Source organism: Gordonia jinhuaensis (genome assembly GCF_014639795.1).
GTDB lineage: Bacteria > Actinomycetota > Actinomycetes > Mycobacteriales > Mycobacteriaceae > Gordonia_B > Gordonia_B jinhuaensis.
This window is the reverse complement of record NZ_BMGC01000057.1, coordinates 1-10,895: the sequence shown is the minus strand read 5'-3', so window position 1 is coordinate 10,895 and position 10,895 is coordinate 1. Positions and strand designations below refer to the sequence as shown.

The following is a 10,895-nucleotide window of genomic DNA, read 5'->3' as shown; positions in this document are numbered from 1 at the left end:
GCGATCTCCGCTCGATCCTCGATCGTCAACATCCTGCGCCCCACTACAACCCCTGTCCACCAACGCCTCTCGGCTACCGTTGCTTCGAGGGTATGACACCGCCGACCCTTGGCGCCCTCGACCACCTCCGGTGTCCAGAGCTGATCGTCGATGACCGAGTCCATATCCGAGTAGTACTCGCTGAAGTTGCCTGCCGGGTCCTTGAGATACCAGAAGAAGTTCGACCCCGCGTAGTGGCGGCCCAGACCCCACACGTGGCGCTCGGGGTTGTCGTCGAGCATCCGCATCGCACCGCGACCCACCTCGTCGACGTCGTCGACCTGCCACGAGGTGTGGTGCAGGAAGTTGATCGGCGCCTGCTGCACGAGGATGTTGTGGTGGTCGGTGGAACAGCGCATGAAGGCCGCGAGACCGGGCACTTCGTCGCTCACCTTGAATCCGAGCCCCTCGGTGAAGAAGCGCTGGGTGATCACGTTGTCGGTGCTGCCGATCACGGCGTGGCCGAGTTTGCGAGGGGTCACCGGTCCGTCGCGGCGCACACCCGGCGCGCGGCCGGTGCCGCGGTCGATGCGGCCGGGGCCGTTGTACGGCGTGGGCTCCACGCGGGGTTGGTCGATGCGCGGGGTCACCTCGACGGTCGCGGTGACCCCGGTGGCCAGCTCCACCGCCGAGACGGAGGTGGCGGTGCGGTGCGCGTCGATACCGAGGCGCGCGAGATTGTGCGCGATGCGGTCGATGTCGTCGGCGTCGTCGGCACCGACGACCACGGCGAGCAGCCGTCGGACCGGTGACGACACGATTCGGAGCTGGCGGCCACCGTCAGTGGTGGAGAACCAGCCGTCGGCCTGCGGGGTGAGGCCGAATTCGGTGTAGTAGGCGCGGGTCTCGTCGACGTTGGGAACGCCGATGGTCACCGAAGCCAGACGATGCAGGGTCATGGTGGTACTTCCGTTGGTTCGTGGTGCCCGGGTGGCTCGATGATCAGTTCGCGGCGACGAAGGTCTGGTGGAGTTTGCCGATTCCGGAGATCCAGCTGTCGAGGTGTTCGCCGTCGGCGAGGAAGCGCGGTGGCTTGCGGCCTGCACCGATGCCGGCGGGCGTACCGGTGAAGATGACGTCGCCGGGGTAGAGCGTCACGTTGCGCGAGAGTTCGGCGATGAGCTTGGCGACGGGGAAGATGAGGTCGCGGGTGCGGCCCTTCTGCATCTGCTCGCCGTCGATGGAGCAGCCCAATTCAAGATCGTCGCGGTTCTCGAATTCGTCGGGCGTGACCAACCACGGGCCCTGCGGAGAGAATCCCGGGAACGACTTTCCGAGTCCGAATTGCGGTGCGGGACCGCGTGATTGGGTGATGCGGTCGCTGATGTCCTGGCCGGCGGTCAGTCCCGCGACGTGATCCCAGGCGGTCTCGGCGTCGACCTCGCGGGCGGTACGACCGATGATCACCACGAGTTCGGTCTCCCAATCGACGTTGCCACCGGCGGGGATCACCACGGTGGAGTCGGGTCCGGAGAAGCTCGAGACGTATTTGGTGAACACCGGTGGCAGACCCTCGGGGGCCGCGAAGCCGGATTCGGCGGCGTGCTCGTCGTAGTTGAGGCCGATGGCGAATACCTGTCGAGGTGCGGGGGAGGGCGCGCCGAGCTTGCTGCGGTCGATGTCGGTGCGGGTGGCGCCTGCGAGATCGGCGTCGCGGGCCCAGGCTGTCACGCTGTCGAACTGCGAATAGATGTCGGCGATGTCGGGGCCGAACTGTCCGGACGCGTCGGCGATGTCGATGCCCTGCTCTGCGCCGTCGCTGCCGACGACAAGGGTGGCGCGTCCGTCGAGGTTGGCGATTCGCATGGTTCTTCTGCTCTCTCTCGTCGATGTCATGATCGCGCGTCCTACCGAGGCCGCCAAATAATCATGATTTATTGCACACATCACACTGTGCTCGTGATGTGATGCCCGTGTCAAGTGGCATCAGTGGGCTGGGTCACGTCCACGGTGTGAGGGTGAGAGCGAGAAGCGGAAGCACTCCCCGGTGAGCCGATACCGCCTGGAGGGCGGTTACTGCTGGGGCTGGTCGGGACGCAGCACCATCGTGGGATCGGTTCGCCGCAGCGCGTCTACGGTTCCGTCGGCGTCACGGGTGCGCAGGGCCTCGACGAATTCCTCGATGACGCGGGTCAATCCGTCGAAGTAGAGGACGGTGTGGCGTCCGTGCGCCTCGGCCTCGCGCAGAAGTGTCCGAAGGCGTGAGGTGCCCACATCCATGATCGACACGTAGAGGCTGTCGAGCAGCTGGCTGCGACCGAGACTCGCGAACCGTTCGTGGACATTCCATGCGGCCCAGATGAATCCGGTGACATCGCGGGCCTCGCGGGAACGGTGCAGATCGTCGAGTAGCCCGTCGAAATCGGCGAGGTCGTCGTCGGAGAGTCGCGCGAACACCTCCGAGACCAGCAGCGGCGCCAACGCGTTTCGGATCTCCAGGGATTCGCGCAGCATGTCGTCGCCACCGGCCGCTGCATCGCGGAACCAGCCGTTCATCCGAGACAGCGGAGACGGGTCGGTGGCGAAGATACCGCCGCCCGGGCCAGGACGTGAGGAGATCGATCCACGTTCGACCGCCAGCTTGATGGCCTCGTTGAACGTGCCGACCGACACATCACACAGTCGCCGCAGATCGTCTTTGCTGCCGATGCGCTCACCGGGGCGGTGGTCGGCGGCGAGCCGTGCAATCCGACCGGCAGCGAGCTCCGCACGGGACTCCCCGCTGCTCACGGTTCCGGGAAGACGTAGTGTGTCGGCGTCGGGAACCGAGCTTGGCTCTGACCGGCATACGGACGTGGGCTCGACTGCAGGCCAGGCCAATCCTCGGCGCTGGGCGCCGGGCTGGGCTCGGTCATCTGGTCCCCGTACCGTGTCGTCTCGTGTGATGCTGCCCGATCGTTCGGGTGTCCGCGCTGGCAATGGTAACGGACACTGCCGGTACATCGACGGTGTCGGCGTGGCGACTAGATGCGTTCGGCGACCCGTCGCGCGGCCAATTGCACTGCCTCCCAGACGGTTGCGAACGGTGGCGCATAGGAGAGATCCATCTCGGCGAGGTCGTCGACGCTCATCCGCCCCCACAGCGCGGCCGCGACGGTGTCGATGCGTTTGCCTGATTGTGCGCCACCGATGATCTGAGCTCCGAGAATGCGGCGGGTAGTCCGATCTGCGGTGAGCAGCACGGTGATCGGCGCCGCCTCGGCCATATAACCGCTCGCGGTGTTGCTCTCGGTGATCAGGGTGATCGCGTCATATCCGAATCGGGCGGCGACCTGCGAGTTTATCCCGGTGCGGGCGATCTCGAGATAGGTCGGGCCTGAGGCGAATCGGGTGATCGCAGTGGCCAGCACCCCGGCGAAGCGTTTGGAGTCGTCGCCGCCGAGGTTGAACCCGCAGACCCGCCCCTGCTTGTTGGCATGGGTCCCCAGGGGTGCGTAGAGCCAGTCACCGGTCATCCGGTCGATCGACTCGCAGCAGTCTCCTGCCGCCCAGATCGACTCGGTGATGCGCTGATGGTCGTCGGGCTGATACCCGCCGTGCGCACCGATCGGCAGGCCGGCTGCCGCGCCGAGGCCGGTGCTGGGGGAGACGCCGAGTGCCAGCACCACCACATCGGCCGGGATCTCTTGTCCGGCAAGGGTTGTCACCGATCGGATCCGGCCGTCCTCGACGCGGGCGGAGGCGATCGTGGTGTCGGTGCATACCGTCACCCCGGCGGCCGTCAGCCCCGCCTCGATGCGGTCGCTGATCTCGGGGTCGAGTTTGCTCATCACCCGCGTCCTGGTGGCCAGGGTGGTGTCGAAACCCCGTTCGGCCAATGCCTCGGCCATCTCCAGGCCGATGTATCCACCGCCCACCACCAGACCGCGACGGCCCGACCCGATGATCAGGTCGAGCCAATAGCGGGCGTCGGCAAGCGTTTTCGCTGGGTGGACACCGCCGATGAGCTCGCCGTGAGCGTCGCGGGCCCAGTCGGGCACCATCGCCTGCGCGCCGGTGCACAGGACGAGCTGATCGAAGTCGATCTGCTGCGGATCACCGAACTGCGTGGTCGCGGTGACGACGTGCCGGTCGCGGTCGATCCCGGTGACGGTGGTGCCCATCCGAAGGTCGACACCGAGCCGACGATGCTCATCGGCGCTGCGTGCGATCAGCTGGTCGGCGGAGTCGACCTGACCGCCGACGAGGTAGGGGATGCCACAGGCCGAATACGAGGTGTCCGCGGTCTGCTCGAGTGCGATCACCTCGATCCGACGACCGGTCACCTCAGCCGTGCGCAGCGCTTGATGCGCTGCGCTCATCCCAGCCGCGTCGGCCCCGACGACAACGATGCGTTCCACGGGGCCAACGCTAGTCCGGCATGATCTCCCGGGTAGGGATCCCTCGGGTGCGGTGGACCTACGGGGCCCAGGTGCGCGGAGCCTGCTCCCCGTCGATTCCCGCACCGGTGACACCGGCGAGCTCCACCTGATGGCGGTGGGCCCGGTTCACCGCGGAGACGACCGCGCGCAACGAAGCGGTGGTGATGGAGGTGGCGATACCGACGCCCCATACCGACTCGTCGCCGATCTGCGCTTCCACGTAGGCGGCTGCGGTGGCGTCGCCACCTGCGGTCATCGCGTGCTCGGAGTAGTCGAGCACCCGGATGTCGTAGCCGACGGTCGACAGTGCGTCGACGAATGCGGCGAGCGGGCCGTTGCCGGATCCGGCGATCTCCTTCTCGACGCCGTCGACCTTCACCACCGCCGTGATGTGATCCTGACCGCCGTCGACCTCGGCCGCGTCGACCTTCTGCCGCATCCGCTCCAGCGGTGTGATCGGGTGCAGGTACTCCTCGGCGAAGACATCCCACATCTCCTTCGGGGACACCTCGCCACCCTCGCCGTCGGTGATCTTCTGGATCTCGCGGCTGAACTCGATCTGCAGGCGCCGGGGCAGTGAGAGTCCGTGGTCGGACTTCATGATGTAGGCGACGCCGCCCTTGCCCGACTGGCTGTTGACCCGGACCACGGCCTCGTAGGTGCGGCCCACGTCCTTGGGGTCGATCGGCAGGTAGGGAACCTGCCAGATGATGTCGTCGACGTCGGCATCCGCGGCGTCGGCGTCGATCTTCATCTGATCGAGACCCTTGTTGATCGCGTCCTGGTGGCTGCCGGAGAACGCGGTGTACACCAGGTCGCCGCCGTAGGGGTGGCGTTCGGGAACGCCCAGCTGATTGCAGTACTCGACGGTGCGACGGATCTCGTCGATGTCGGAGAAGTTGATCTGCGGGTCGACGCCACGGCTGAACATGTTCATGCCCAGGGTCACCAGGCAGACGTTGCCGGTGCGCTCACCGTTGCCGAACAGACAGCCCTCGATGCGGTCGGCGCCGGCCTGGTAGCCGAGTTCGGCTGCGGCGACGGCAGTTCCGCGGTCGTTGTGCGGGTGCAGGCTCAGGATGATCGAGTCGCGGCGGGCCAGGTTGCGGTGCATCCACTCGATGGAGTCGGCGTACACATTCGGGGTCGCCATCTCGACGGTCGCGGGCAGGTTGATGATCATCGGCTTCTCCGGTGTGGGAGCGATGATCTTGGTGACCGCGTCGCAGATCTCCTTGGCGTAGCTCAGCTCCGTGCCGGTGTAGGACTCCGGCGAGTACTCGTAGCGCCAGTTGGTGTCGGGGAACTTCTTCTCTTCTTCGAGCACCTTGTGCGCTGCGTGCGTGGCGATCTCGGTGATCTTGGCCTTGTCGGCGCGGAACACCACGCGCCGCTGCAGCACCGAGGTGGAGTTGTAGAAGTGCACGATCACGTTCTGTGCACCGCGGCAGGCCTCGAAGGTGCGCTCGATCAGCTCGTCACGGCACTGGGTGAGTACCTGGATGGTGACGTCATCGGGAATCGCGTTGTCCTCGATGATCTCTCGGACGAAGTCGAAATCGGTCTGGCTGGCCGAGGGGAAGCCGACCTCGATCTCCTTGTAGCCCATGCGCACCAGCAGGTCGAACATCCGGCGCTTGCGGGCCGGGCTCATCGGGTCGATGAGTGCCTGATTGCCGTCGCGCAGGTCGACCGCGCACCACAGGGGTGCGGTGGTGATGGTCTTGTCGGGCCAGGTGCGGTTTTCGACGGTGACCTTTTCGACCTCGTCGGCGAACTGGCGGTAGCGATGTGCCGGCATCGCGGAGTTGCGCTGAGGGTTCCAGCTCGGCTGACCTGCGGGGATGGGGCCATTCGGCTCGACGATACGGCTCACGCCGGAGACAAAGGCATCTGCTGCTGGCATCGTGAATCAATCTTTCCGGTCTGGGTGGTGCTCCAAGGTGACCGGCGCGTGATGAGGCCCCGCGACGGGAGGCCGGTCTGGATCAGACCCCGCCGCGGCAACCGAGAAGGAGCGCACGCTGCATGCGTGGCACGATACTCCCACTCGACGCAGGGACAAAATGCGGACGCGGAGCGTCCGTGGTGAACAGCTGATCAGGCAGGTGAGTCGGGTCGGTAGGGCATCCCCCACGACCCGGCGAACGCTGTCTCCGACAGGGGCAGGCGGGTGCGCTCGCGGTCGTCGCGCTCGGCGATGGAGGGGTCGAGAGTCTCTCGCGGGGCGAGTTTTCCCACGGCGATCAGAGCGATGGGTGCCTGTTCGGCCGGGATGGAGAACGTCTCGACCACGGTGTCGATCTCGAAGCCGGCCATCGGGTGCGCGTTGAACCCCTCTGCATTGGCCTGCAGGATCATCTGCGAGGTGGCCAGTCCGGCGTCGAAGACCGCGTAGGTGCTGGCCTTCTCGTCGTCCTCGAGTACCCGCGTACACACCAGGATCAGTGCCGCGGCCGCCGGCGCCCAGGAGGCGTTACCGCGGGTCAGGGCGGTGACCAGACCGTCGAACGTCTCGTCGCCGCGCGTGCCGACGATGACACGCACCGGCTGCACCGATCCCCAGGTGGGTGCCCAGCGCCCCGCCTCGAGAATTGCGATGAGGGAGTCCTCGGAGATGGTCGCCTGCGGGTCGTAACCGCGTGCGCTCCAGCGGTTCCGTATCAGCTCGTGCACCGGCTCAGTCTACGGTCGCCTGGGGCTGGTCCGTCTTCGGACGCCTGTCCTTGGGGCGCAACAGGAACGACACCAGCACGGCGAGCGCGAAGATGCCGACGGAACTGATGACCGCGACGACGTGCATCGAGTCCACGAATGCCATGCGTGCCGCTTCAGCGAGCTCGTCGCCCCGTGAGCCACCCATCTGCTGGGCGTGCTGCAGCGTCTCGCCGAGTGTGTCGGCGAACGGCAGATTGCCGGCGCGGTCGCGGAACACCAGGGTGGCGATCGACCCCAGCACGGCCAGGCCCAGGGCGTGACCGAGCTCGAAACTCGTTTCCGACAGGCCGGCGGCAGCACCGGAGCGCTCGGGCTCCACTTCCGAAACCGCCACATCGGAGACCAGTGTGAAGAACACGCCGATGCCGACACCGGCGACCGCGGTGGAGAGCATGAACACCCACAGCGGTGAGTCGGTGGTGAGGGTGATGAGACCGGAGACGCCGACCGCGGTGAGCGTGAGCGCGGAGAAGAATCCCCACCGCACACCGAGCAGGCTCGTCAGTCGCGGCGACACCATCGAACCGAAGGCCACGGTCGCGGCCATCGGGATACCGATCAGTGCGGCGGTGAGCACGTCGAGCCCGCGTACCGACTGCAGATAGATCGCTGAGAGGTAGGTCACTCCCGCGAACGTCACCGTGCCGCCGAGTGCGGCCAGGATCGCCGCGGTGAACCCGGAGTGCGAGAACAGTTTCAGGTCGAGCAGAGGGCTGTCGGTGTGCGCTTCGAAGACCACGAACGAGGCCAGCGCGACCACGCCGATCAGCGCGACGACGACACCCTGTGTGTCGAGGCCCTCGGAGGCGGTGTGCTTGATCGCATAGACCAGCGGGAGGATGCCCGACAGTGAGAGCACCACGCCGACGATGTCGAAGCGGCTGGTCGAGGGCGAGCGGTATTCGGGCAGCAGGACCGGCGCCACCACCAGCAGCAGCACCAGGACCGGCACGTTGATGAGGAAGATCGAACCCCACCAGAAGTGGTGCAGCAGAACGCCACCGATGACCGGACCGAGCGCGGCGGCCGCGGCGAACGATGCCGACCAGATGCCGATCGCCTTCGCGCGGGCGCGGGGGTCGCGGAACATGTTGGTGATCAGCGACAGGCTCGCCGGCATCAAGGTGGCGCCACCGATGCCCATCACCGCGCGGGCGGCGATCAGGACCTCGGCGTTGGGCGCGAACGCACCGACCACCGATGCCAGGCCGAAGACGGTGGCGCCGATGAGCAGGATGCGCCGGCGGCCGATCCGGTCGCCGATGTTGCCCATCGTGATGAGCAGACCGGCCAGCAGGAATCCGTAGATGTCGATGATCCACAGCAGTTGAGCGGCCGACGGGTCGAGCCCAGCGGTGATGGTGGGAATCGCCAGGTTGAGCGCCGAGGAGTCCATCGACACGAGGAACACCGGCAGGGTCAGCACCACCAGACCCAGCCAGGCACGTCGGTCGGTCACAGGCGATCCCTGTGCCGTCCGCTGCGCCGGCTGGTCGATGATGCTCACTTCTTCTCCTCGGTGTGCGGATCGCAGGGGTGAGCTGCGATCGTGGTGCATGTAGGTGCCTGAGGGGGTCGGCGTGACCCCGACAGGCAAAGATGGCGCGTACGACGTACGCGTAGCCAACGGTATGCCGATGAGTACGCTGTACGCAAGCGGATTATTCCGGCACGCAGCAGGGGAGTGGGCACTATTCCGGGAACACGGGAGAACGACACCGGCAAGAACGACACCCGCACAGCTGACCCTGCCAAGGTGGACCCCACCGATGGCGTCAGGGGTGACTCCGCCGGGCCGAGGCCGGAGACCGGCAGGCAATCACGGTTGACCCGTAAGGCCATCGTGTCGGCGGGTATCGAGATCGCCGACGCTGAAGGGCTCGGAGCGGTGTCGATGCGACATATCGCCGAGCGCCTCGGTGTCGGTGCGATGTCGTTGTATCGGCACGTTGCCGACAAGGACACGCTGCTGCTCGCGATGTCCGACGAGATCGGTCGCCGATTCCCCTATCCGGTCGACCGTGTCCTGCCGTGGCGAGAGCGTGTACGCGTGGCCGTGGAACTCGACTGGGACCTCTACCAGAGGCATCCGTGGATCGTGCTGGCGTACTCGTCTCCTCGGCACAGCATGGGTGAGCAGAGTTTGATCGCCCTCGACTGGATGGTCGGCGGCATACTCGAGCTCGGCGTCAGCGTGGAGGAGGCGACCGAGATGGCGCTGACCGTCTGGATCTTCATCCAGGGGTCGGCGCTGGCGCAGGTCGGCGAGGAACTTCTGCAGACGCGCTCGCAGAACGACGATGGTGGCGCGCTGGTCGATCTGCTCGACGGACACGCCGACTTCGACCCGCCGCCGCACCTCGCCGAACTCGCGGGCACGGGAGCGCGCAGTTCCCTCATTGACCCTCGCCAGCGGTTGGACGCCGGGATCGAGTTCCTGTGTGCGGGGTTCGAGGAGCGTGCTCGCCGGAGCCAGTGATGGTGCCATTCGCGTGAATGATCTTGTGATCGTCCGTGATTCGGTGTTGTTTCCCCTTGTCGGGGTGGGTTTTTCTCGGTAGACTCGAACATGTATTCGATAGATGGTTCGAGTCATGCTCGTTCACTGGGAGGGGGTTCCGATGTCTCTTGTTGGGTCAGATCCGGATCTCTCGGTTTTGGGGCTGCCCGAATCTCTCGATGAGGTGGATGCTGCCGGTCTGGGTGAGGTCGTCGTTCAGGCGCGGCGTGCTGGTGCGTTGATGGAGTGGCACCGGTTGCGGGCGATGGCCGAAGTCTTCGAACGGCTGGTGGCGCCGTTCATGGACTCTGACCAGCGTGTCTATGACGCGCACGCCCGCGCGGCGAATGAGATCGCGATGATGGTGGGTCGTAGTCAAGCCGGTGTGGAAACCGAATTGATGGACGCCGCGCACTTGTTCGCGGGCCTGCCGCATGTAGCGCAATGCCTGCACGACGGAGTGATCGGCGGCGGACACATCCGCACGGTCATCGCCCGAACCGCACTGGTCGGCGGCCAAGAGTATGCACCCCTGGTCGACCAGGAACTCGCTGACGCGTTGCGGCGGCAGGGCAGCTGGTCGCTGCAACGCCTGCGCGATGTGTGTGACCGGATCGTATTCCGCCACGACCCCGCCGCCGTGCGTGAACGCCGCAAAGCCGCGGAAGAAGGCCGTCGGGTGTGGGCAGAGAACGCTACCGACGGCATGGCGATCCTGCATGCGTCGATGACCGCGGAGAATGTGCGTGTCGCCGCAGCCCGCATCGACGCCCTCGCATCGAGCGTGTGCGAGTCTGATCCGCGGCGTGACGGGGCCCGCCGGTCGGATGCCGTCTTCGCGCTGCTGTCCGGCGAGTTGTTCGAGTGCCAGTGCGACCGTGGCGACGACTGTGATGCCACGGTTCCCGCGCCGGCGATGGTGCAAGCGACTGAAGCACAAGTGATCATCCACGTCATCACCGAAGCAGCGACGCTCGAAGAACCGGAGCCGGAGCCGGAGGCGGCGGAAGCTGCTGTAGCTGAATCGGATTCGGTCGACAAGTCTGGACCCGAGCCCACGACCAAGCGCGCCTATTCTCCGCGCCACTCGGGTGTGGGGTTCATGGACGGTTACGGTGTGATCTCCGGTGACTATGTGCGGGAGTTGGCCCAGCGCACGGGGGCGGTCATCAGGGCTCTTCGAAGTTAGCCGGGCACTGCTCAGCAGTGGAATTGCTGGATGTTGGCCCGCTGGGCGCGGGTGCAGTGGAATCGTATCCGGCGCCGCGAGTTCTCGG

At 66.2% G+C, this 10,895-nt stretch carries 9 protein-coding genes; 2 read left to right on the top strand and 7 right to left on the bottom strand.

Annotated features, from left to right (window positions below; translation table 11 throughout):
• From IEW22_RS18925 to IEW22_RS18895, 7 genes are all read right to left on the bottom strand, one after another.
• Positions 1 to 938 (bottom strand): VOC family protein (locus IEW22_RS18925; protein ID WP_188588808.1); only part of this gene is annotated, 938 nt, incomplete at its 3' end.
• A 43-nt stretch (positions 939 to 981) separates the two neighbouring features.
• On the bottom strand, positions 982 to 1,845 hold the full coding sequence (locus IEW22_RS18920) for a fumarylacetoacetate hydrolase family protein (protein WP_188588806.1): 864 nt from the start codon (positions 1,843 to 1,845) through the stop codon (positions 982 to 984).
• Between the two features lie 207 nt (positions 1,846 to 2,052).
• Entirely contained in the window at positions 2,053 to 2,769 is a 717-nt protein-coding gene (locus IEW22_RS18915) for a FadR/GntR family transcriptional regulator (protein WP_229742907.1), read from the bottom strand.
• 233 nt (positions 2,770 to 3,002) lie between these two features.
• Positions 3,003 to 4,379, bottom strand: coding sequence for an FAD-dependent oxidoreductase (locus IEW22_RS18910; RefSeq protein WP_229742906.1), 1,377 nt, complete (start codon positions 4,377 to 4,379; stop codon positions 3,003 to 3,005).
• Positions 4,380 to 4,437: 58 nt separating this feature from the next.
• Complete coding sequence (leuA, locus tag IEW22_RS18905) at positions 4,438 to 6,306, bottom strand: 2-isopropylmalate synthase (protein WP_188588802.1); 1,869 nt, start codon at positions 6,304 to 6,306, stop codon at positions 4,438 to 4,440.
• Between the two features lie 194 nt (positions 6,307 to 6,500).
• Positions 6,501 to 7,076, bottom strand: coding sequence for a nitroreductase family protein (locus tag IEW22_RS18900; protein ID WP_188588800.1), 576 nt, complete (start codon positions 7,074 to 7,076; stop codon positions 6,501 to 6,503).
• A 4-nt stretch (positions 7,077 to 7,080) separates the two neighbouring features.
• Positions 7,081 to 8,625, bottom strand: a complete 1,545-nt coding sequence (locus IEW22_RS18895; RefSeq protein ID WP_229742905.1) for an MFS transporter — start codon at positions 8,623 to 8,625, stop codon at positions 7,081 to 7,083.
• 177 nt (positions 8,626 to 8,802) lie between these two features.
• On the opposite strand from IEW22_RS18895, the gene IEW22_RS18890 reads away from it, so the two are divergent.
• Together IEW22_RS18890 and IEW22_RS18885 are read left to right on the top strand one after the other, a co-directional pair.
• A complete protein-coding gene (locus tag IEW22_RS18890) occupies positions 8,803 to 9,597 on the top strand; it encodes a TetR/AcrR family transcriptional regulator (protein WP_373284258.1) in 795 nt (264 codons plus the stop codon).
• 142 nt (positions 9,598 to 9,739) lie between these two features.
• Positions 9,740 to 10,807 carry a DUF222 domain-containing protein gene (locus IEW22_RS18885; protein ID WP_188588793.1) on the top strand — a complete coding sequence of 356 codons (1,068 nt, stop codon included), beginning with the start codon at positions 9,740 to 9,742 and terminating at the stop codon, positions 10,805 to 10,807.
• Positions 10,808 to 10,895: the final 88 nt, after the last annotated feature.